This is a genomic window from Pseudomonas sp. AP19 (assembly GCF_001728855.1).
In the GTDB taxonomy this organism is placed as follows: domain Bacteria; phylum Pseudomonadota; class Gammaproteobacteria; order Pseudomonadales; family Pseudomonadaceae; genus Aquipseudomonas; species Aquipseudomonas fluorescens.
The window spans coordinates 1-23,882 of sequence record NZ_LXJP01000035.1 but is presented as its reverse complement, the minus strand read 5'-3'; the positions used below and the strand labels follow the sequence as shown (position 1 = coordinate 23,882).

The window sequence follows — 23,882 nt, the reverse complement described above, 5'->3', positions numbered from 1 at the left end:
AGATGAAGGCTTTAGACAAGCTGCTGGGCGGCCAGCAAAACCTGATCGGCATTGTGCTGTTGGCGCTGCTGATCCTGGTGGTATTTCCCCTGACCCTGGATGCGTTTCGCCTGAACATGGTCGGCAAGTACCTGACCTACGCGTTCGTCGCGGTGGGGCTGGTGCTGTGCTGGGGCTATGGCGGGATTCTCAGCCTGGGGCAGGGCGTGTTCTTCGGAGTGGGTGGCTACTGCATGGCGATGTTCCTCAAGCTGGAAGCCTCGGACCCCGAAAGCACCAAGATCCAATCCACGCCGGGCATTCCGGACTTCATGGACTGGAACCAGATCACCGAGTTGCCTTGGCTGTGGCAGCCGTTCCACAGTTTCAGCTTTACCCTGGTGACGGTGATTGCGGTGCCGGTGCTGCTGGCCTTCATTATCGGCATGGCGCTGTTCAAGCGCCGCGTGGGCGATGTGTATTTTTCCATCGTTACCCAGGCGATTGCGCTGATCCTCACGGTGCTGATCGTCGGCCAGCAAGGCCTGACGGGCGGCGTCAACGGCATCACCGACCTCAAGACCCTGCTCGGCTGGGACCTGCGCACCGACAGCGCGAAAATGATCCTGTATTTCATCAACGCCGGTTTGCTGTTCGGCTGCATCTTTATGGGCCGCTTCATTCTGGCGTCCAAGCTCGGCCGGCTGCTGATGGCCATGCGCGACAAAGAGGAGCGTGTGCGCTTCTCCGGCTATGACGTGGCCAGCTTCAAGATCTTCGTGTTCTGTGTGGCTGCCGCGTTCTCGGCGATTGGCGGGGCGATGTTTGCCTTGCAGGTGGGCTTTATGTCGCCGTCGTTCGTCGGCATCGTGCCGTCGATCGAGATGGTGATCTTCGCTGCTGTGGGCGGGCGCATGTCGTTGCTCGGCGCGGTGTATGGCGCGCTCTTGGTGAACTACGGCAAGACCTACTTTTCCGAGTCCTTCCCGGAACTGTGGCTGTACCTGATGGGCGGGCTGTTTATCGCCGTGGTCATGTACTTTCCCAACGGTTTGGCCGGATTGTGGGAGAGCCATGGACGCCAGGCCCTGGCGACATTACTACGGCGCAAACCGGTGGTGAAAGCCGCCGCAGCCGTGGCCAAACCCAAGACCGAAAGCAAAATCCTGGAGACCCAGCCATGACCGCCGTCGGCTTTGAAATGAATAAACCGGTGCTGGCTATTGAAGGCCTCACGGTGTCGTTCGACGGCTTCAAGGCGGTCGACAACCTCAACCTGTATATCGACCGTAACGAAGTGCGCGTGGTGATCGGCCCCAATGGCGCCGGCAAAACCACCGTGCTGGACCTGATCTGCGGCAAGACCCGCGCCACCAGCGGCAGCATCCAGTTTGACGGCCAGGAACTGACCAGGATGCGCGAGTACAACATTGTGCGCGCTGGGGTGGGGCGTAAATTTCAGAACCCGTCGATCTACGAAAACCTCACGGTGTTTGAAAACCTTGAGATGTCTTATCCCGCCGGCCGCAAGGTTTGGGGCGCACTGTTTTTCAAGCGCAACGCGCAAGTGATCGCGCGGGTGGAAGAGGTGGCGCGGGAGATCTTCCTTGGCGATTTGCTGCAGCAACAGGCCGACCTCTTGTCCCATGGGCAAAAGCAGTGGCTGGAAATCGGCATGCTGCTGATGCAAGACCCCGAGTTGTTGATGCTCGATGAGCCGGTGGCGGGCATGAGCGTCAACGAGCGCGCGCAAACCGCCGAGCTGCTCAAACGCATCAGCCAGGGGCGTTCGGTGCTGGTGATCGAGCACGACATGGAATTCGTCAAAAGCATTGCCCACAAAGTCACGGTGCTGCACCAGGGCAAGGTGCTGGCCGAGGGCAGCATGGAGTCGGTGCAAAACAACCCTAAAGTTATCGAAGTGTATTTGGGCCACTGAGGAATCCGGCATGTTCAAGATTGACCAGTTGTCCTGCGGCTACGGCCAGAGCCAGATCCTCCACGACCTGGACCTGAACGTGGCCAAGCGTGAAATCGTCGCGGTGATGGGCCGCAACGGCATGGGCAAGACCACCCTGTTCAAAAGCCTGATGGGCATCCTGCCGCAGTGGAAAGGCCAGGTCAGCGTGGACGGGCACGATGTGTCGGCGCTGGAAACCCACGAGCGGGTGGCGCGCGGTATCGCCTATGTGCCCCAGGGGCGCATGATTTTCCCGAGCATGACGGTGCTCGAAAATATCCAGACCGGTTTGCCGGCATCCGCGCGGGGCAGGGTGCCAGAGGACTTGTATGCGTTGTTCCCGGTGTTGCATGACATGCAGTCGCGCAAAGGCGGCAACCTCTCGGGTGGGCAACAACAGCAGCTGGCGATTGCGCGGGCGCTGGCGACCAACCCCAAGGTGTTGTTGCTGGATGAGCCTACGGAGGGGATTCAGCCGTCGATCATCAAGGACATTGCGCGCACGTTGAAAGAGATTCGCAACCTGCGGGACTTGACCATTGTGGTGTCCGAGCAGGTGTTGTCGTTCACCCTGGAAATCGCCGACCGATTCCTGGTGATTGAAAAGGGCCGCTTCGTGATCGAAGAAACCCGGGATCGGGTGGACGAGGCGACCATCAGCCGCTACCTGTCCGTCTAATCAATACCGATCAAATGTGGGAGCGAGCAAGCCCGCGAATAGGGTGTGCCAGTCGACATCTCTGTTAACTGACACACCGTATTCGCGAGCAAGCCCGCTCCCACAGTCGTTCTGCGTCCGCTCTGAAAAACTCATACGTCATCCAACGTATTCCCCGTTTTACCTGGCTCCCTGAGACTGGATCGAACGCACCACGCCATCCGTCCAGGAGCCAGTCCATGACCGAAACGCTGATCAAAGTCGACCTCAACCAGCCTGTCACCGAAAACGAAAATATCCATAACCGCTGGCACCCGGATATCCCGATGGCCTGTTGGGTCAAGCCCGGCGATGACTTCATCCTGGAGACCTACGACTGGACCGCCGGTGCGATCAAGAACAACGACGACGCCAGCGATGTGCGTGATGTGGACCTGTCCACCGTGCATTACCTCTCCGGCCCGGTGGGTGTGCACGGCGCCGAGCCGGGCGACCTGCTGGTGGTGGACTTGCTCGACATCGGCGCCAAGGCCGATTCGCAGTGGGGCTTCAACGGTTTCTTCTCGCGGCAGAACGGCGGTGGTTTCCTCACCGATCATTTCCCCAGCGCGCAAAAAGCCATCTGGGATTTCAAGGGCATGTTCACTAGCTCGCGGCACATTCCGGGGGTTAACTTTGCCGGCCTGATCCATCCCGGCCTGATCGGGTGCCTGCCCGACCCGGTGATGCTCGCCGACTGGAACCGCCGCGAACAGCAATTGATCGACACCGACCCGACCCGCGTGCCGCCGCTGGCGAATGCGCCGCTGGCGGCCACCGCGCATATGGGCAAGCTCAAGGGCCCGGCGCGCGATGCCGCCGCTGCGACCGGCGCACGCACCGTGCCGCCGCGTGAACATGGCGGTAACTGCGATATCAAGGATTTGTCCCGCGGTTCGAAGATCTTCTTTCCGGTCTATGTCAACGGTGCCGGGCTATCGGTGGGTGACTTGCACTTCAGCCAGGGCGACGGCGAAATCACCTTTTGCGGCGCCATCGAAATGGCCGGCTGGGTGCATATGAAAGTCGAGCTGATCAAGGGCGGCATGGCCAAGTACGGGATCAAGAACCCGGTATTCAAACCGAGCCCGGTCACTCCGAACTACAAGAACTATCTGATCTTCGAAGGCATCTCGGTGGACGAGCAAGGCCAGCAGCACTACCTGGACGTCAACGTCGCCTACCGTCAGGCCTGCCTGAATGCGATCAACTACCTGACCAAGTTCGGCTACTCGCCGGCCCAGGGTTACGCACTGCTCGGATCGGCGCCGGTGCAGGGGCACATCAGCGGCGTGGTGGACATTCCAAACGCATGCGCCACCTTGTGGTTGCCGACGGAAATCTTCGAGTTCGACATCAACCCCAACGCCAACGGGCCGACGAAATTCCTCGACGGCAGTATCGACCTGCCCATCGCTCCGGACCTGTAGCCATGCCGACCTACGAATACGCCTGCCCAGCGTGCGGCACGTTCACCCTGCTGCGGCCAATCGCCCAGCGCCACGCACCCAGCCAGTGCCCCTACTGTGACGGGCCGGGCGGGCAACTGAGGGTGTCGGCGCCGGCGTTGCAGACCCTGTCGGCCAACCAGCGCAAGGCGATCGCCGGCAACGAACGCAGCGCCCACGCGCCGCAAACCGTCGGTGAGTACCAGGAAAGCCGACGGCACCCCGCGGGTTGCAGCTGCTGCGGCACCAGCGAGCCGGTGGAACCGAGTAAGGCTAACCCGTTGGGCCTCAAGACCCGGACCGGGCCACGGCCGTGGATGATCAGTCACTAGACCAGGAGTGTTGTTATGCGTCATGGCGATATTTCCAGCAGCCCGGACACCGTCGGTGTCGCGGTGGTGAACTACAAGATGCCGCGCCTGCACGCCAAGGCCGAGGTGATCGATAACGCGCAGAAAATTGCCGAGATTATTCTCGGCATGAAGCAGGGCCTGCCAGGCATGGACCTGGTGGTGTTCCCGGAATACAGCACCATGGGCATCATGTACGACCACGACGAGATGATGGCCACCGCCGCGAGTATTCCCGGCGAAGAGACGGCGATTTTCTCGGCGGCGTGCCGTCAGGCCAATACGTGGGGCGTGTTTTCCCTGACCGGTGAGCGTCACGAAGAACACCCCCGCAAGGCGCCTTACAACACCTTGGTGCTGATCAATAACCTCGGCGAAATCGTGCAGCGTTACCGCAAGTGCATTCCCTGGTGCCCTATCGAAGGCTGGTATCCGGGGGATCGCACCTATGTGTGCGAGGGACCCAAAGGCATGAAGATCAGCCTGATCATCTGCGACGACGGCAATTACCCGGAGATCTGGCGCGACTGTGCGATGAAGGGCGCCGAATTGATCGTGCGCTGCCAGGGCTACATGTACCCGGCCAAGGAGCAGCAGGTGCAGATGTCCAAGAGCATGGCCTGGGCGAATAACTGCTACGTGGCGGTGGCGAATGCGGCAGGGTTCGACGGGGTGTATTCGTACTTCGGTCACTCGGCGATCATCGGCTTTGATGGGCGCACATTGGGCGAGTGCGGCGAGGAAGAGATGGGCATTCAGTACGCCCAGCTTTCTGTGTCACAGATCCGTGATGCGCGGGCCAACGACCAGTCGCAGAATCACTTGTTCAAGCTGTTGCACCGTGGCTACACCGGTATGCATGCCTCTGGCGATGGCGACAAGGGGGTGGCCGACTGCCCCTTCGAGTTCTACCGCACCTGGGTGCTGGACGCGCAAAAAGCCCAGGAGAACGTCGAGAAAATCACCCGCAGCACGGTGGGCGTCGCCGAGTGCCCGGTGGGGCAGTTGCCCCATGGCGGGACAGAAAAAACAGCGGGGTAGGGCATGCGCTTTACCTTTGAACCGGCCCAGGTGATGGCGTTGCTGCGTAGCCGTATTGTTGGGCAGGAGGCCGCGCTGGCCGAGGTTGAGCGCTTGCTCAGGGTGGTCAAGGCCGATATCGGTGAGCGTGACCGCCCCTTGAGCGTCAACTTGTTCATGGGGCCGACCGGCGTCGGCAAAACTGAAATCGTGCGCCTGCTTGCCCAGGCGTTGCACGGTCGCACCGACGGCTTTTGCCGGATCGACATGCACACCCTGGCCCAGGAACATTACGCCGCCGCGCTCACTGGCGCGCCACCGGGGTATGTAGGCAGCAAGGAAGGCATCAGCCTGTTCAACAGCGAGTTGATCCAAGGCACCTACAGTCGCCCTGGTATCGTGTTGTTCGATGAACTGGAGAAAGCCAGCCAGGAAGTGGTGCGCAGCTTGCTCGGCATTCTGGAAAACGGCCAGCTGACGTTGGCCGGTGGCACGCGCACCCTGGACTTTCGCAACAGCCTGATCTTCATGACCAGCAATATCGGCGCGCAACAGGCACGTCGTCATCGTCAGCGGTTTGCCCAGGGCTGGCGGCGCTTGCTGCGCGTCTTTGTGCGGAATGAGGCGGCGGTGCTGGAAGACGCGTTGCACAGCCACTTCGAACCCGAGTTTCTCAACCGTATCGACCGCATCCTGATGTTCGAACCTATCGACAGCCGCTGGCTGGACGCGCTGTTGGAGGTGGAGCTTGAGAAACTCAACCAACGCTTGGCGGCGCATCAGCGCTCGTTAAGCGTGGATGCGCCGGCGAGAATGTGGCTGTGTCGCCGGCACGATGCACGGTTTGGCGCACGCGCGCTGGGCCGACGCCTGCGGGTAGAACTGGAACCGGCGATTGCCGAGTGCTTGCTCAGTGACCCCACGGTGCAAAGGATGCGCGCGACGCTGCACGGCGAGCGTTTGCATGTTTCACGACAATCGCCTTGCACGCTGGAAAATGACGCCTAATATGATCCGGGTAAAACAAATAACACCCGGATAATAATTGATGTCGACGCAAAACACTCCCCGTTGCACCGCTTTTGTCCGCCAGCAGCGCGTGGCCACCGGTAGTTATCCCGAGGTGGCGACTGTTTTGGCAGGCCTTGATCTGCCGATGGGCAGCTTCCTGGTGTTCGACGACGCTACCGGCACCCAGGTCGATTACCCGTGGCCACTCGGTTACGCGCCAGAGCAACCGGCCCAGGCTGAAACCGATGACGAGCCGCCCACCGCCCCCTCGGTCGGTCGCCCAAAGCTGGGCGTGGTCGCGCGGGAGGTCACTTTGCTGCCTCGCCATTGGGCGTGGCTGGGCGAGCAACGCGGTGGCGCTTCAGCGGCCTTACGCCGGTTGGTGGATGAGGCGCGCACCGCCAGCGCCTCCCGTGATCAACTGCGCCAGGCCAAAGAGGCCAGCTACCGTTTCATGAGCGCCATCGGCGGTAACTTGCCGGGTTTTGAAGACGCTTCACGCGCGCTGTTCGCTGAGGATGCGGCCGACTTTTCGCGCAAGGTCGCGCATTGGCCGGTAGACGTGCAGACTTACCTGGCCTGGCTGTCGCGCAATGCTTTCCCCGTCTAACAATAATTCCGGGACTCGAACCACCATGCAAGTTACTCAACAACGGCCGCTGTGGCAGATCTACCTGATTTTTCTGGCACCGATGGTGCTGTCCAACTTTCTGCAAAGCTTCTCCGGCACCCTCAACGGCATCTATGTTGGGCAAATGCTGGGCACCCAGGCGTTGGCGGCGGTGTCGGGAATGTTCCCCATCGTGTTTTTCTTTATTGCCTTGGTGATAGGCCTCGGGGCAGGGGCTTCGGTGCTGATCGGCCAGGCGTGGGGCGCCCAGGAAACGGGGCTGGTCAAGGTGATTACCGGTGCAACCCTGACACTCGGAGCGCTGGTGGGGTTGATCGCGGCAGTTCTCGGGAGTTTGTTCGCGCGCCCGGCATTGCAGGCGTTAGGGACACCGGTCGACGTACTCGACGATGCGGTGGGTTATGCCCAGGCAATGATGCTGATCATGCCGCTGCTGTTGGTCTTCATCCTCTACACCCAGCTACTGCGCGGCGTCAGCGACACGATTTCACCGCTGCTGGCGCTGATGGTCTCGACCCTGGTCGGCCTGCTGCTGACGCCGGCGCTGATTCGCGGCTGGATCGGCCTGCCGCCCATGGGCATCCAGAGTGCGGTGTATGCGGGCCTGGTCGGTAATGCCTTGGCCATGCTGTTTCTGATCCTGCGCCTGCGCCATAAACACCATGTGATGGCGCCGGACCGTGAACTGTTTGCGGCATTGCGCCTGGACCGGGTCATCCTCGGCAAAGTCCTGCGTATCGGCTTACCGACCGGTTTACAGATGGTGGTGCTGTCGCTGTCGGAGCTGGTCATTCTGGCCTTGGTCAACAGTCATGGCTCCCAGGCTACAGCGGCCTATGGTGCGGTGACGCAGATCGTCAACTATGTGCAATTCCCGGCGCTGTCGATTGCCATAACGGCATCGATCCTCGGCGCACAGGCGATTGGCGCCGGGCGCCTGGAGCGCATCGGGCCGATCCTGCGCACCGGGTTGTTGATCAACATTTGCCTCACCGGCGGCCTGATTCTGCTCGGTTACCTGCTGTCGCACTGGCTGCTGGGCCTGTTCATCACTGACGACGCAGCGCGGATCAAGGCTGAGCACTTGCTGCATATCATGCTGTGGAGCGTTCTGGTGTTTGGGTTCCAGGCCGTGATCGGCGGGATCATGCGCGCCAGCGGCGTGGTGTTGATGCCGGTCGCGATTTCGATCTTTTGCGTACTCTGCGTGGAGCTGCCGATGGCGTACCTGTTCAATGCGCACTTCGGACTCGAAGGGGTATGGATGGCGTTTCCGGTGACGTATCTGGCGATGCTCGTGCTGCAGACCGCCTATTATCGGCTGGTATGGCGGCACAAGCAGATCAAACGGTTGGTCTGATCGGCTGCCTCAGGCCTTGCAGCAAAAGCTCCAGGCCCAGCAGGCCTTCTTCCAGGCGTTCGCCCGGGTGTTCATCGCGGGCGATCCACAACGCGGTATTGACCAGGCTGCCATTGATCAATTGAGCCAGCGCGACGCTGGGGGCTTGCAGGATGGCACCGGTCTGCATCAACGCCTCCAGCAATTGGCGCAACGACTCCACACAATGGTGTTGGGACCCGGTGTCGCCTAATACGGCGGGCGCATCCTGCAACACAATGCGTTGGATCTCGCCCTCCTGGGCCATGCGCAGATAGGCTTGGCAGCGATCACAAAAACCGCGCCAGGGGTCCTGGGCCTGTTCGGTGATGTGCTGCAAGCGTGCGTCCATCTCACTGTCGAGTTGCGCGACCACCGCGGCCAACACACCTTTCTTGTCACCGAAGTGGTGGTACAACGCGCCGCGAGTCAGGCCGGCGCGCGCGGTAAAATCATCCATCGACGTGTTGGCGTACCCTTGCGTGGCGAAGGCCTCGCGGGCACTGGCGATCAGCCGGGCGCGGGTTTCTTCGATCATTTCGGTACGGGCTCGGCTCATCGATAAGGCTCGCCTTGGGCTGTTGAGTGATTGACATACGCTGCGTATGTTACGCATGCTCTGCCACATACGCACCGTATGTATTTTGCCTCGATCACTGCAGATAGCAAGTTTGAAGGCGCAAAGGAAGAGGTTAAGCAGGATGGCAAATCCCTATGCCGAGTTATTCCAGGTCCCAGGTAGCAGGGCTTTTGTCTTGGCGGGCATGCTGGCGCGCATGCCGATATCGATGACCGGTATCGGTCTGATTACCATGCTTTCGCAAGTACGGGGTGGCTATGGCCTGGCGGGCGCGGTGGCGGCGGTGTTCGCCCTGGCAACGGCGTTTTGCGCGCCGCAGGTGTCGCGGCTGGTAGACCGGCACAGCCAGGGCAAGGTACTGCCGATCGCCGCAATGATCGGTGGCGGGGCGTTGTTGCTGTTGTTGCTGTGCACGCGCTTGCAGGCGCCGAACTGGACCTTGTTCCTGTTCGCCGCCCTGGCCGGCTGTATGCCGAACATGTCGGCCATGGTGCGGGCACGTTGGACCGCGTTGTTGCGCGGTCAGCCGAGGCTGCAAACCGCGTTTGCCCTGGAGTCGGTGCTGGATGAGGTGTGCTTTATCATCGGCCCGCCGATCTCGGTAGGCCTGTGTGTCGTGCTTTTTCCGGAGGCCGGGCCGTTGGCCGCAGCCGTGTTGCTGGCCGTGGGGGTCACGACCTTCGTGCTGCAACGCGCGACAGAACCCCCTGTGCATGCGCACACCACGCATCACGGCGGTTGGCTGATCGCTTCGCCTTCGGTGCTGATCCTGATGATCCTGCTGCTGGCCATGGGCGTGATCGTCGGCGTCGTGGACGTGGTCAGCGTGGCGTTCGCCCAGCACCAGGGCCAACCGGCGGCGGCAAGCATCGTGCTGTCGGTATATGCCATCGGTTCGTGTCTGGCGGGCTTGGCATTTGGCACCCTCAAGCTCAAGGCGCCGTTGCCCCGCCAGTTTCTGTTCTGCGGCGTGGCAACCGCGTTGACCACTTTACCGTTACTGCTGGTGACCAATATCACCGGGTTGGCGGTAGCGATCTTTGTTTCCGGTTTGTTCTTCGCCCCGACCCTGATCGTCTCCATGGCCCTGGTCGAGCAGGTCGTGCCACCCAGCCGCCTGACCGAAGGCATGACCTGGCTGATCACCGGCCTGAGCATCGGCGTGGCCATTGGCGCTGCCAGCTCCGGTTGGATGATTGATCATTTCGGCGCTACCAGCGGGTTTTGGGTGGCGTTGGCGGCCGGTGCAATTGTGTTGGGCGCCGCTGCGCTGGGGTATCGGCGGTTGGGACCGTCAACCGAGCACCGATAGCGGTTCTGCGCAGTGATGTTGCAAAAACTCATTCAACGCCTGGCGTGTCAGGTCATTGAGCGTGACTTTTTTACGTGTGGCCGCCAGTGCCGCTGCCAAGTGCAGGTCATGGCCGACCCGTACGTTGAATGAGCCCTTGCAAGGCTTCTCTGGCGTTTGCCCCAGCGCGTGGCATGTCGCGAGGTAGTCATCGACGGCCTCACGGAACGCAGCGTCCAACTCTGCGACGGTTTTCCCTTCGTAACTGACCAGCGCCTTGATAAACAGAATCTTGCCGAACAGGCAGTTGTCTTCGAGGCTGGCTTCGATAGAGCCGATGTAGCCGTTGTATTTCAGTTGGTTGTTCACTGAATCAGTTCTCCTGATTTCAATTGTTCGATGATCTGGCGCCGAATGTAGTGTTTCAGTTCGTTGCCGGGGTGAGGCTTGTGCAAGCTGATCATTGCACTGGGGTCGCCGATGTCGAACTTGACGCGGCTTCCAGCCCCTTCAATCTGTGTGTAGCCCAAGCGATGCAGCAGCGTTACGAGCTCTGGCCAGTAAAGGCCATGTGCTCGTTGAGCAGTTTGGCGAGCAGCTTTTCATTTTTTGACACGGCGATCCCTGCGTGTAACTAAATGTAGTTGCAAAAAGTGGTGTCCGTCAATGCTAGCTCGGTTTTGTGTCGCTTTCCCAGGATTGATGTAACCCCTGATGACACCTCGCTCCACGCCCCCCCACCCCCCGCTAATTTTTCCCCGCCCGGTTCGTTTTATAGGGACGACGTGCCTTTGTGCTTCCTGCCTATTGCTCCGGACTCCAAGAAATGAATGCTGAAGACTCCTTGAAACTTGCTCGCCGGTTTATCGGGTTGCCCCTGGAAAAACGCCAGGTTTTCCTGCAAGCCCTGCAGAAAGAAGGCGTGGATTTTTCCCGGTTTCCGATACCGGCTGGGGTGGCAGTGGAGGATCGCCAGGCGCTGTCCTACGCGCAGCAGCGCATGTGGTTTCTGTGGCAACTGGACCCGGCCAGCGCTGCCTACAACTTGCCCGGGGCCGTGCGGCTAAAGGGTGAACTCAACCTGGGGGCGCTGGAGCAAGCGTTCGCCAGCCTGGTGGCGCGGCATGAAACCTTGCGCACGGTGTTCCAGCGCCAGGCCGATGGACGCCTGGCTCAGGTGGCGATAACGCCGTCGCTGGCCGTCGAACCTCTGGACTTCAGCAGCCTGGCCGCCGATCAGCGCGAGCAGGCCGTCAACGAGGCGGCAACGCGTCAATCGCTGCTGCCCTTCGATCTGGAGCACGGTCCGCTGCTGCGTGTGCAATTGCTCAAGCTCGACGCGCAGGAACACGTGCTGCTGCTGACCCTGCACCACATCGTCTCCGACGGTTGGTCGATGAATGTACTGATCGACGAATTCATCCGTTGCTATGACGCCCACGCGCGCAATGAGGCGCCGCAATTGCCGGCGTTGCCGATCCAGTACAGCGACTATGCGCTGTGGCAGCGTCGCTGGCTGGAGGCAGGCGAGCAGGCGCGTCAGCTGGAATACTGGCAGGCGCGTCTTGGTGATGAACATCCGGTGCTGGAGTTGCCGACGGACCGCTCGCGCCCGGCGATGCCCAGCTACCAGGGCACGCGGCATAATTTCGCGATCGACGCGGGCCTGGCTGCGCAACTGCGCAGCTGCGCGCAACAGCATAACGTCACCCTGTTCATGCTGCTGCTGGGCGCCTTCAATGTGCTGTTGCATCGCTACACCGGGCAGAGCGACATACGGGTTGGCGTGCCGATTGCCAACCGTAACCGCAGTGAAGTCGAAGGGCTGATCGGTTTCTTCGTCAACACCCAGGTGCTGCGCACGCAGCTGACCGGGCAGACCCGTGTTGCCCACTTATTGCAAAGCATCAAGGCGCACGCGCTGGGCGCGCAGGACCATCAGGAGCTGCCATTCGAGCGCCTGGTGGAAGCGCTGAAAGTCGAGCGCAGCCTCAGCCATACGCCGCTGTTCCAGGTGATGTACAACCATCAGCCGGTGGTCGCGGACATCGCTTCAGTGCGTACCGCTTCCGGCCTGGAGCTGGCACTTGTGGAGTGGCAGGGCCGTACCACGCAGTTCGACCTGACCCTCGACACTTATGAAAAATCCGGCACCCTGCACGCCGCGCTGACCTACGCGAACGACCTGTTCGACGCACCCTCCATTGCGCGCATGGCCCGGCACTGGATCAGCCTGTTGCAGGCCATGGTGGCCGACGGTGAACAACGTATCGGCGAGCTGCCGATGCTGGATGGCGATGAGCGGCACAGGTTGGTGCATCACTGGAACCAGACCGCTGAGACGTACCCGACCGACGTGGGTATTCATCAACTGATCGAAGACCAGGTGCAGCGTACTCCGCACGCGCCAGCGTTGGTCTTTGGCGCCACCACGTTGACCTACGCCCAGCTCGACGGCCGCGCCAACCAGTTGGCCCATGCCTTGCGTGAGCGGGGGGTTGGCCCGGACGTGCTGGTGGGGGTTTGCGTCGAGCGTTCCGTTGAAATGGTGGTGGGCTTGCTTGCGATCCTCAAGGCGGGTGGCGCCTACGTGCCGCTGGACCCGGAATACCCGCCGGAACGCCTCGCCTACATGATCGAAGACAGCGGCATCACGCTGCTGCTCAGCCAGCACAGCCTGTTGGCGGTGCTGCCCGCTGCAGGCCTCCAGGTGATTGCCCTGGACCAAGCGCCGGGCTGGCTCGAGGGCTACAGCCTCGAATCGCCCACCGTGGATAGCCACGCGCTCAACCTGGCCTACGTGATCTACACCTCCGGCTCCACCGGCAAACCCAAGGGGGCCGGCAACAGCCATCGCGGCTTGGTCAACCGCCTGTGCTGGATGCAACAGGCCTATGGCCTGAATGCCAGCGACGCGGTCCTGCAGAAGACCCCGTTCAGCTTTGACGTCTCGGTCTGGGAATTCTTCTGGCCGCTGATGACGGGTGCGCGCCTGGTCGTCGCTGCGCCTGGCGAACATCGCGAACCGGCGCGCCTGATCGACACCATTGGCCGTCACGGCATCACCACCGTGCATTTTGTGCCGTCGATGCTCCAGGCGTTTATCCACGAGCCAGACGTACATGCCTGCACCTGCCTCAAACGTATCGTGTGCAGTGGCGAAGCCTTGCCGCTGGATGCGCAAGTGCAGGTGTTCGCCAAGCTGCCAAACGCCGGCTTGTTCAACCTTTATGGCCCCACCGAAGCCGCCATTGACGTCACCCACTGGAACTGTGTCGACGAAGGTGCCGACAGCGTGCCCATCGGCCGCCCGATCGCCAATCTCGCCACCTATGTGCTCGACGCCGAGCTCAACCCGGTGCCCGCCGGTGTGTCCGGCGAGCTGTACCTGGGTGGCACTGGCCTGGCGCGCAGTTATCACCGCCGCGCGGCGCTGACGTCCGAGCGTTTTGTGCCGAGCCCGTTCGTCAACGGTGAGCGTCTTTACCGCAGTGGCGACCGCGTGCGTCAACGAGCCGATGGGGTGATCGAATACCTCGGCCGTCTTGATCATCAGGTCAAGCTGCGCGGCTTGCGTATCGAGTTGGGCGAAATTGAAACACGCTTGATCCAGCATCCCTCGGTGCGTGAGGCGGTGGTGCTGGTGCCGGGCGGTAAACAATTGGTGGCCTACCTGGTACTCGAGAACGAACAACCCGCGGACCTCAAGGCCTGGCTGCTCAGCAGTTTGCCGGAGTACATGGTGCCGTCGCACTTCGTGCCCCTGGCCAAACTGCCGGTGACCGCCAACGGCAAGCTCGACCGCAAAGCGCTGCCGCTGCCGGAGGCTGCCCCGCAGCAAGCGTTTGTCGCCCCTGAGAACGCACTGCAAAAAGCCCTGTCGGCCATCTGGCGCGATGTGCTCGGTGTGCCGCAAGTCGGCCTGGATGACAACTTCTTTGAGCTGGGTGGCGATTCGATCATCTCCATCCAGGTGGTCAGCCGCGCCCGGCAAGCGGGGGTTCGCCTCAGCCCGCGCGACCTGTTTCAGTACCAGAGCGTGCGCAGCCTGGCGCTGGTGGCGAGCTTTGAACAGGCGAGCGTTATCGATCAAGGCCCGGTGACCGGCGAAGTGCTCCTGACCCCCGTGCAGCACAGCTTTTTCGCCCAGGCAATCCCGGCCCGCCACCATTGGAACCAGTCATTGCTGCTCACCCCGCGCGAGGCGCTGGAGCCTGCTCGGCTGGATGCAGCCCTGGCGCAACTGGTCAACCATCACGATGCGTTGCGCCTGCGGTTTACGCAGCACGCCGATGGCTGGCAACAAGCCCACGGCGCTCCGAGCACGCAATCAGCAGTGTGGCAAGCCAACCTCAGCACCGACGCTGAACTGGCTGCGCTGTGTGATGAAGCCCAGCGCAGCCTGGACCTGGAGCAAGGCCCGCTGTTGCGCGCAGCCTTGGTGCAGATGGCCGATGGCACCCAGCGCCTGCTGCTGGTGGTCCATCACCTGGCAGTCGACGGCGTGTCCTGGCGCATCCTGCTCGAAGACCTGCAACAGGCTTATCGCCAAGCTGCATTGCCGGCCAAGACCAGCAGCTACCAACAGTGGGCGCAGCAGTTGCAGGCCCATGCGCGTACCCTCCAGGGCCAACTGCCGTTTTGGCAGGCGCAGGCCTGCGAGGCTGAGCTGCCGTGCGACAACCCTCAAGGTGGCCTGCAAAATCGCCTCGGCGCCACGCTCGAAACCCGCCTTGATGCCGAACACACTCGCCAACTGCTGCAGGATGCACCGGCGGCCTATCGCACCCAGGTCAACGACCTGTTACTGACCGCATTAGTGCGGGTGATCAGCCGTTGGAGCGGCCAGGCCGGCGCATTGATCCAGCTCGAAGGCCATGGTCGCGAAGACCTGTTCGACACCCTCGACCTGAGCCGCACTGTCGGTTGGTTTACCAGTTTGTTCCCTGTGCGTTTGCAGGCCCATGGCGATCTGTCGAGCGCGATCAAGTCGATCAAGGAGCAACTGCGTGCGGTCCCGGACAAGGGTATGGGCTACGGCCTGCTGCGTTACCTGAGCGACGCGCAATCGCGCGACACCCTGGCAGGCCTGGCCGCGCCGCGTATCACCTTCAACTACCTGGGGCAGTTCGACCGCCAGTTCAATGACTCGGCACTGTTCGTACCGGCCGCGCAAAGCAGCGGCCAGGCTCAGGATCCGGAAGCGCCGTTGGCCAATTGGCTGACGGTGGAAGGGCAGGTGTACGGCGGGGAGCTGTCCCTGCAATGGGGCTTCAGCCGGGAGATGTTCACGCCGGCGACCATTCAGCATCTGGCGGATGAATACGCGGCGGAACTCAAGGCGTTGATCGAACACTGCTGCGCAACGCCGGCAGGGCAGGTGACGCCCTCGGACTTCGCGCTGGCTCGCCTCACCCAGCAGCAACTGGATGCGCTGCCCGTGGCCGGGCCGGATATCGCTGATCTCTACCCGTTGTCGCCGATGCAGCAGGGCATGCTGTTCCACACGTTGTATGCGCCCGAGGCGCAGGCCTATATCAACCAGCTTCGCCTGGATATTGAGGGCCTCGATCTGCTGACCTTCGGCCGTGCCTGGCAAGCGGCGCTGGACCGGCATGACATCTTGCGCAGCAGCTTCCACTGGCTGGGCCTGGACAGTGCCCATCAGGTGATCCAGCGTCAGGTCGACGTGCAATTGCAAGTGATCGAAGACGTGGCTGCCGACGTCGATGCACTGGCCGATGCCGAGCGCTCACGCGGTTTTGAGTTAAACGCCGCGCCGCTGTTTCGCTTGATGTTGGTACGCGGCGCCGGGTCCGGCTGGCACTTCATCTTCACCAGTCATCACATCCTGATGGACGGCTGGAGTAACGCGCAGTTGCTCGCTGAAGTCATTGCCCACTATGCAGGCCAGGCGTTGCCGGCGCCGCTGGGGCAGTTCCGCGATTACCTGGGCTGGCTGCAACAGCAACCCAGCGGCGAGACATTCTGGAAACATGCGCTGGCGCCGTTGCAAGCGCCAACCTTGCTGGCCCAAGCCCTGCGCACGCCGGTCGACGGTGTGGGCATGGCTGACTATCAAGTGTCAGTGGGCAACGATTTTACCCAGGCCCTCGGCGAGTTTGCCCGCCACCAAAAAGTTACCCTCAATACCGTGCTGCAAGGGGCCTGGAGCCTGTTGCTGCAACGCTACACCGGCCAGGATTGCGTAGCGTTCGGCGCCACCGTCGCCGGGCGTTCAGCGCCGTTGCCGGGCATTGAACAGCAACTGGGCTTGTTCATTAACACCTTGCCCATCATCAGTGCCGCCTCGCCGGCCCAATCGGCGAGCGCCTGGCTGAGTGAGTTGCAAGCCCTGAACCTCAGCTTGCGCGACCATGAGCATGTGCCGCTCTACGACATCCAGGCGTGGGCCGGTCAGCAAGGCGCGGCGTTGTTCGACACCTTGCTGGTGTTTGAAAACTTCCCGGTGGCCGAAGCACTCAAGCAAGGCGCGCCCGCAGGCCTGACCTTCGGCCGGCTGCACAACCATGAGCGCACTCACTACCCGCTGACCCTGGGCGTCGAGCTGGGGGCCAGCTTGCGTTTGGAATTCAGCTACGATCGCGCCCACTTCAGCCAGCAACAAGTCATGCGGTTGGGCGCTAACCTGCGTCATCTGTTGACGCAACTGGTGGCGGACGCGCACGTACCGCTAGGCAACCTGCAGCTGTTGGACGCCGCCACACAGCAGCAGGTGCTCACACTTAGCCAATCGGTCTGCGGCGCCCAGCGTCATCAACGGGTGCACGAGCGCATCGCCGCGCAGGCCCATGCCACACCCGACGCACTCGCGGTGCAGGCGGGCAGTGAACGGCTGAGCTATGCCCAGCTCAACGCCCGCGCCAACCGCCTGGCCCACCGCCTGGTGGAACTCGGCGTCGGGCCGGGCCAACGGGTAGGCCTGGCCAGTCGGCGTGGCCCGCAGTTGATCGTCAGCCTGCTGGCGGTACTCAAAACCGGCGCGGCCTATGTGCCGCTGGACCCCACATACCCGACCGAACGCTTGGCCTACATGCTGGCGGACAGTCGCCTCGACCTGTTGCTCAGCCAAACCGGTTTGCTCACCGAACTGGCACTGCCGCAAGGGCTGCTGCGCGTGGCGTTCAGTGCGTCCGGTGAAGAGCTGGACGGCTACCCTGCGACCAATCCAGCCAACTCGGCGGCGGCGGCCGACCTGGCCTACGTGATCTATACCTCCGGGTCTACCGGCCAGCCCAAAGGCGTGGCCATCGACCATGCTGCCCTCGGCCAGTTCTGCGACAGCGCCGAGGCGTACAGCCGCCTGTGTGCCGAAGACCGCGTGCTGCAATTTGCGACGTTCAGCTTCGACGGGTTTGTCGAACAGTGCTACCCGCCGCTGTGTGTGGGCGCCGCCGTGATCATGCGCGGCGATGAGCTGTGGGACGTTGGGCAATTGGCCGAAGAGATCGTTGAGCAGGGCGTGACCCTGGCCGACTTGCCGGCCGCCTACTGGTACCTGCTGGCCAAGGAATGTGCGCTCGACCGCCGCACCTTGGGCAACCTGCGCCAAGTGCATGTGGGCGGCGAGGCCATGTCGGTGGAGGGCGTGCGCGCCTGGCACGCGGCGGGGTTGGGCGAGGTGCGGCTGGTCAACACCTACGGGCCGACCGAGGCAACCGTGGTGTCCAGCGTGCACGAGTGCCAACTGGCGGATGCCAGTGATGCGTTCGGTGTGCCGATTGGTCAGGCGATCGCCGGTCGCTCGCTGTATGTGCTCGACAGCGGGTTCGAGCTGCTGGCCACCGACGGTGTCGGCGAATTGTGCATTGGCGCCGAGGCGGGCCTGGCCCAGCGTTATTTCGACCGTCCGGCATTGACCGCTGAACGCTTCCTGCCGGACCCTTTTTCGCGTGTGCCGGGCGCGCGGCTGTACCGCAGCGGCGACCTCGCGCGTTACAACGAGGCGGGAGCGCTGGAGTACGTCGGGCGTAGCGACCATCAGGTGAAAATTCGCGGCTACCGCATCGAAATGGGCGAAATCGAAGCCTGCCTGCAAGCCTTGCCGCAAGTGCGTGAAGCCGCTGTCATCGCCCAGCCGAGTGCGCTCGGTATGCAATTGGTCGCCTATGCAGTGCCTGCCCATGGGCAGACTCTGGATGCGCAATCGCTGGCGGCAACCCTGCGCCAAGCGCTGCCGGACTACATGGTGCCAAGCCATTGGGTGTTGCTCGCCGCGTTGCCGTTGAACTCTAACGGCAAGCTTGACCGCCGTGCGCTGCCCGCGCCCGACCTGAACCTGCGTCAACAGGCGTATGTGGCGCCACAAAGCCCGCTGCAAAAGCAGCTGGCGACGATCTGGCAAGCGGTGTTGCAGGTCGAGCAGGTGGGCCTCACGGACCACTTCTTCGAACGCGGTGGCCATTCGTTGTTGGCCACCCAGGTGATTTCCCGGGTGCGTCACGCGTTGAAGTGCGAAGTCCCGCTGCGCGCACTCTTTGAGCAACCGACGCTGGAGGCATTCGCCACGCTGTGTTCAGGTGTGCATCAACAGAGCGCGCCACCGCTGGTGGCCCTGGAGCGTGGGCAGCCGATGGCGCTGTCGTTCGCCCAGGAACGCCAATGGTTTTTGTGGCAATTGGACCCTGCCAGCGCGGCGTATCACCTCCCCACGGCCCTGCATCTGCGCGGCGACCTGGATATCCGCGCGCTGGAGCATGCGTTCCAGGCGCTGGTGTTGCGCCATGAACCTTTGCGCAGCACGTTTGTTGAAGACGCTGAGCAGACCTGGCAGGTGATCCATCCCGCCCTGGTCATGCCTGTCGAGCAGGCGAGGGTAGAGGCCGCTGCGATCCAGCAGTGTGTGGAGCAAGAAATCCAGCGCCCATTCGACCTGCGCAGCGGCCCGCTGATGCGCGTCAAACTGTTGGTGATTGCGCCCGATCACCATGTGCTGGTCATCACGCAACACCACATCATCTCCGACGGTTGGTCGATGCGCGTGATGGTGGATGAGCTGGTGGCGCTGTATCAGGGCCAGGCTCAATTGCCGGCGCTGCCGATCCAGTACGCCGACTATGCCGTGTGGCAACGCAACTGGATGGCGGCAGGTGAAAAACAACGCCAGCTCGATTACTGGCAACAGCGCCTGGGCGATGAGCATCCGCTGCTGGAGCTGCCGCTGGACCACCCGCGCCCGGCGGTGCAGCGTTATCGCGGCGCGCGGCAGCAGGTCCAGCTTGAGCCTGCGCTGGTCAACGACCTCAAGGCGCTGGCCCAGCGCGAGGGCGTGACACTGTTCATGCTCTTGCTGGCCTCGTTCCAGACCCTGCTGCATCGCTACAGCGGCCAGTCCAGGCTGCGCGTCGGCGTGCCGATCGCCAACCGCAACCGCCTTGAAACCGAGCGGCTGATCGGCTTCTTCGTCAATACCCAAGTGCATCAGGCCGACGTCGACGGGCAGATGCTCTTCAGCCAATTGCTCGCTCAGGTCAAGCAGCGCGCCCTGGAAGCGCAGGCCCATCAGGATCTGCCCTTCGAGCAGTTGGTCGAAGCGCTGCAACCGGAACGCAGCCTCAGCCATAACCCGCTGTTCCAAGTGATGTTCAACCACCAGGACACGCTGCGTGCCGGCCCTGTGCACTTGCCAGGCCTGGCGTTGCAGCCGCTGGATTGGGCAGGCCACACCACACAGGTTGACTTGAGCCTCGAAACCGAAGAGTCCGCCGAAGGCCTGTGGGCCTCACTGACCTACGCGACCGACCTGTTCGAGCCCGCAACTGTGGAGCGCCTGGCGCAGCATTGGCAGAACCTGTTACGTGCGGTGGTGAGTGACGCCGCGCAAGCGTTGGATGAGCTGCCGATGCTCAGCGCGCAGCAATGGCAACAGACCGTACACAGCTGGAACGCCAGCCACGTCGATTACCCGCACACGCGCGGCGTGCACCAGTTGTTCGAGGCCCAAGTACGCGCGCAACCGGACGCGAGTGCGCTGCAATTCAATGGCGACGCCCTCAGCTATCGCGAACTCAACCGCCGCGCCAACCGCCTGGCCCATCGCCTGATTGCGGCGGGCGTCGGCCCTGACGTGCTGGTGGCGGTGCATGTCGAGCGCTCGCTGGACATGGTGGTCGGTCTGTTGGCGACCCTCAAGGCCGGTGGCGCTTATGTGCCGCTCGACCCGCAGTTCCCGGCCGATCGACTGGCCTTCATGCTGGAAGACAGCCGCGCCCAGGTGTTGCTGACCCAACCACACCTGAACGGTCGCCTGGCGCAACCGGACGGTCTGCAGGTGCTGTTGGTGGACGCGGTCGACGCCAGCGGTGCCGAGCATGATCCGCAGGTGACTATCACGCCGGAGCATTTGGCTTACGTGATCTACACCTCCGGCTCCACCGGCAGGCCCAAAGGCGTGATGGTCCGTCATCAGGCGCTGTGCAGCTTTGCCTGCGGCATGGCCGCTAGCCTGGAATTTGGCTCCGACGCGCGGGTGCTGTCGCTGACCACCTTCTCGTTCGACATCTTCGCCCTGGAACTGTACGTGCCGCTGAGCGTCGGCGGTACGGTGCTGCTGAGCGGCCAGGAACTGGCCCTCGACCCGGAGGCGATTATTGATCTGGTGCATAACCAATCCGCCCGCGTGCTGCAAGCCACCCCATCGACCTGGCGCATGTTGCTGGAAAGCCCGCGCGCCCATTGGTTGCAGGGCATCAAGTGCCTGTGTGGCGGCGAAGCGCTGCCGGTTGACCTGGCCCAAGGCCTGCTCGATCTGCAGGGCCCCGTGTGGAATCTCTATGGTCCGACGGAAACCACGATCTGGTCGGCTGCCCATCGTCTGTCAGCGGCGCAGCCTTTTGTCGGGCGACCGATTGCCAACACGTCGTTGTTTATTCTCAACGCCGGGCTAACGCCTTGCCCGCAGGGCGCGGCCGGTGAATTGTTGATCGGCGGCGCGGGCCTGGCGCGTGGTTATCACGAACGGCCAGCGCTGACCGCAGAGCGCTTTGTGCCCAACCCGTATGGTGCACCGGGTGAACGCCTGTACCGCAGCGGCGACCTGGCACGCTATCGCCCCGACGGTGTGGTTGAGTACATCGGCCGGGTCGATCAGCAGGTCAAGGTGCGTGGTTTCCGTATCGAGCTGGGTGAAATCGAGGCGTGCCTGCGTGAGCTCGTGGCGGTGCGTGAAGCTGTGGTGCTGGCCCACAACGACCGCCTGATCGCCTACCTGGTGACCTTCGCCGCCGAACAGCAGGCGAGCTTGCGTGACCAGTACAAGGCGGCATTGCGCGAGCGCCTGCCGGACTACATGGTGCCGGCGCACTTGGTATTCCTTGATAGCCTGCCCTTGACGCCCAATGGCAAGCTCGACCGCAAGGCGCTGCCCAAGCTGGATGCCGGTGTGTTGCAGAAAGCGCCGGTGGCCCCGGTCAGCCAGCGAGAGCAACAGGTCGCGGCCATCTGGGCGCAGGTGCTGGAGCTGCCGCAGGTGGGCCTGGACGATCACTTCTTTGAGCTGGGCGGGCATTCGCTGCTGGCCACGCGAGTGGTGTCGCGGGTACGTCAGGCACTGGCGCTGGAGGTTGCGCTCAAGACCCTGTTCGAACAGCCCGTGCTGGGTGATTTCGTGCGCGCGTTGGGCGCGGCGGGCGTCACGGCGCCGGCGCTGCTCAAGGCCGATCGCACGCAACCCTTGCCACTGTCCTACGCCCAGGAACGCCAGTGGTTCCTCTGGCAACTCGACCCGCAAAGCTCGGCGTACCACATCCCCAGTGCCCTGCGTTTGAAAGGCGCGTTGGACGTGGCGGCGCTGCAACGCAGTTTCGACACGTTGCTGGCGCGCCATGAAAGCCTGCGCACACATGTGCGCCAGGACGCCAGCGGCGCCGTGCAAGTGATCGAAGACCTGGGCCTGATCGAAATCGAACGGGTCGACGCTGATGAGGCCGCGCTCAAGGTGCACATCGCCGAGGCGGTTGCGCAGCCGTTCGACCTGCTGCGCGGGCCGTTGCTACGGGTCAAGTTGTTGCGCCTGGCCGAGGACGATCACGTCGTGGTGCTGGTGCAGCACCACATCGTTTCCGATGGCTGGTCGATGCAGTTAATGGTCGAGGAGTTGGTGCAACTGTACGCAGCCTTCAGCGTCGGCCGCACGCCACAACTGCCGGCATTGCCGATTCAGTACGCCGACTACGCGCTGTGGCAGCGCAACTGGATGGAAGCCGGCGAGACCGCGCGGCAATTGACCTACTGGCGTGAGCAGTTGGGCGGCGAGCAGCCCGTGCTGGAGTTACCGTTCGATTACCAGCGCCCGGCGTTGCCAAGCCATCGCGGTGCGCGCCTTGGCGTTGAACTGGCAGCTCCGCTGCTGGCCGGCTTGCGCAACCTTGCGAACAAAGCCGGCGTCACCTTGCCGATGGTGTTGCTGGCGGCGTACCAGGTCTTGCTGCATCGCTACAGCGGCCAGGAAGACGTGCGCGTCGGGGTGCCGATCGCCAACCGCAACCGCCTTGAAACCGAGGGGCTGATTGGCTTCTTCGTCAACACTCAGGTGCTCAAGGCCGACCTCAACGGCCAGATGAGCGTGGCGCAACTGTTGCGCCAGGTGCGCCAGCGGTCGTTGGAGGCGCAGGCTCATCAAGACCTGCCGTTCGAGCAACTGGTGGAGGCGTTGCAGCCGGAACGCAGCATGAGCCTGAGCCCCTTGTTCCAAGTGCTGTTCAACCACCGCGTGACCTCGGCGGGCAATCATTTGCAGCGGTTGCCGGGGCTGCAGGTCGAGGTGTTGAGCGGGGATGAAGGCGTTGCTCAGTTCGACCTGGCGCTGGATGTGGAGGAATCCCGCGACGCGCTGCGTGCATCCCTGAGTTACGCCACCGATCTGTTTGCGCACCGCACCATCGAACGCATGGCCGAGCATTGGCAGAACCTGTTGCAGAGCATGGTAGACGATCAGCAGCAGGCCATCGGGCAACTGAACCTGCTCAACCTTGATGAGCAACAACACATTCTGCAGCTCTGGAATGGCACCGATTCGGGCTACTCGGCCAAGCGCCTGGTGCACGAGTTGGTCGCCGACCGTGCCCGGGAAAACCCGAATGCAGTGGCGGTAAAATTCGCTGCGCAAACGCTGACGTACGGGGAACTCGATGGCCAGGCCAATCGCCTTGCGCATGCGCTGATCGCCCGTGGCGTGGGCCCGGAAGTGCGCGTGGCCATCGCCATGCCGCGCAGTGCCGAGATCATGGTGGCGTTCCTCGCAGTGCTCAAAGCCGGCGGCGTGTATGTGCCGCTGGACGTGGAATACCCGCGTGATCGCTTGCTGTACATGATGCAAGACAGCCGCGCGCAACTGCTGCTCACGCACACCCGCGTGTTGCAGCAATTGCCGATCCCTGAAGGGCTGAACACCTTGGCGATAGACCGCAGCGAGGACTGGGCCGAGTACAGCGACACCGCACCCTCGGTCGCACTCGACGGTGACAACCTCGCCTACGTGATCTACACCTCCGGCTCCACCGGCCTGCCCAAGGGTGTG

The 23,882-nt window shown here is 62.6% G+C and carries 13 protein-coding genes and 1 pseudogene; 11 read left to right on the top strand and 3 right to left on the bottom strand.

What is annotated here, in order from left to right:
• The first annotated feature begins 2 nt into the window (after positions 1 to 2).
• The 9 genes from urtC (at position 3) to A7D21_RS22030 (ending at position 8,456) form a co-directional block, all read left to right on the top strand.
• Positions 3 to 1,163: an urea ABC transporter permease subunit UrtC gene (gene urtC / locus A7D21_RS22070; RefSeq protein WP_069552694.1), complete on the top strand. Its 1,161-nt coding sequence runs from the start codon at positions 3 to 5 to the stop codon at positions 1,161 to 1,163.
• Positions 1,160 to 1,918: an urea ABC transporter ATP-binding protein UrtD gene (gene urtD, locus A7D21_RS22065; protein WP_053256605.1), complete on the top strand. Its 759-nt coding sequence runs from the start codon at positions 1,160 to 1,162 to the stop codon at positions 1,916 to 1,918. Before urtC ends, urtD begins: the two co-directional genes overlap by 4 nt.
• 10 nt (positions 1,919 to 1,928) lie before the next feature.
• Positions 1,929 to 2,618 (top strand): urea ABC transporter ATP-binding subunit UrtE, encoded by a 690-nt coding sequence (gene urtE, locus A7D21_RS22060; protein WP_069552693.1) that lies wholly within the window; start codon positions 1,929 to 1,931, stop codon positions 2,616 to 2,618.
• 218 nt (positions 2,619 to 2,836) lie between these two features.
• Positions 2,837 to 4,066, top strand: coding sequence for a formamidase (fmdA, locus tag A7D21_RS22055; protein ID WP_069552692.1), 1,230 nt, complete (start codon positions 2,837 to 2,839; stop codon positions 4,064 to 4,066).
• A 2-nt stretch (positions 4,067 to 4,068) separates the two neighbouring features.
• Entirely contained in the window at positions 4,069 to 4,416 is a 348-nt protein-coding gene (locus tag A7D21_RS22050) for a zinc ribbon domain-containing protein (protein WP_069552691.1), read from the top strand.
• Between the two features lie 15 nt (positions 4,417 to 4,431).
• Positions 4,432 to 5,475 (top strand): aliphatic amidase, encoded by a 1,044-nt coding sequence (locus tag A7D21_RS22045; RefSeq protein WP_069552690.1) that lies wholly within the window; start codon positions 4,432 to 4,434, stop codon positions 5,473 to 5,475.
• A 3-nt stretch (positions 5,476 to 5,478) separates the two neighbouring features.
• Positions 5,479 to 6,462, top strand: coding sequence for an AAA family ATPase (locus tag A7D21_RS22040; RefSeq protein ID WP_069552689.1), 984 nt, complete (start codon positions 5,479 to 5,481; stop codon positions 6,460 to 6,462).
• Positions 6,463 to 6,502: 40 nt separating this feature from the next.
• Positions 6,503 to 7,075 (top strand): DUF2239 family protein, encoded by a 573-nt coding sequence (locus A7D21_RS22035; protein WP_053256599.1) that lies wholly within the window; start codon positions 6,503 to 6,505, stop codon positions 7,073 to 7,075.
• A gap of 25 nt (positions 7,076 to 7,100) precedes the next feature.
• Entirely contained in the window at positions 7,101 to 8,456 is a 1,356-nt protein-coding gene (locus A7D21_RS22030) for an MATE family efflux transporter (RefSeq protein WP_053256598.1), read from the top strand.
• Here the strand turns inward: A7D21_RS22030 and A7D21_RS22025 are convergent.
• Complete coding sequence (locus A7D21_RS22025) at positions 8,440 to 9,033, bottom strand: TetR/AcrR family transcriptional regulator (RefSeq protein ID WP_069552688.1); 594 nt, start codon at positions 9,031 to 9,033, stop codon at positions 8,440 to 8,442. The two genes, A7D21_RS22030 and A7D21_RS22025, sit on opposite strands and share 17 nt — an antisense overlap.
• Positions 9,034 to 9,175: 142 nt before the next feature.
• Between A7D21_RS22025 and A7D21_RS22020 the strand changes: the two genes are divergently transcribed.
• Positions 9,176 to 10,366, top strand: a complete 1,191-nt coding sequence (locus A7D21_RS22020; RefSeq protein WP_069552687.1) for an MFS transporter — start codon at positions 9,176 to 9,178, stop codon at positions 10,364 to 10,366.
• Here the strand turns inward: A7D21_RS22020 and A7D21_RS22015 are convergent.
• On the bottom strand, positions 10,349 to 10,714 hold the full coding sequence (locus A7D21_RS22015) for a type II toxin-antitoxin system HicB family antitoxin (protein WP_053256595.1): 366 nt from the start codon (positions 10,712 to 10,714) through the stop codon (positions 10,349 to 10,351). The two genes, A7D21_RS22020 and A7D21_RS22015, sit on opposite strands and share 18 nt — an antisense overlap.
• A pseudogene (locus tag A7D21_RS22010) lies at positions 10,711 to 10,961 on the bottom strand (type II toxin-antitoxin system HicA family toxin). Before A7D21_RS22010 ends, A7D21_RS22015 begins: the two are co-directional and overlap by 4 nt.
• Before the next feature lie 210 nt (positions 10,962 to 11,171).
• Here A7D21_RS22010 and A7D21_RS22005 point away from each other — a divergent pair.
• Positions 11,172 to 23,882: non-ribosomal peptide synthase/polyketide synthase (locus A7D21_RS22005; protein ID WP_069552686.1), on the top strand; the 12,711-nt coding region annotated here is incomplete at its 3' end.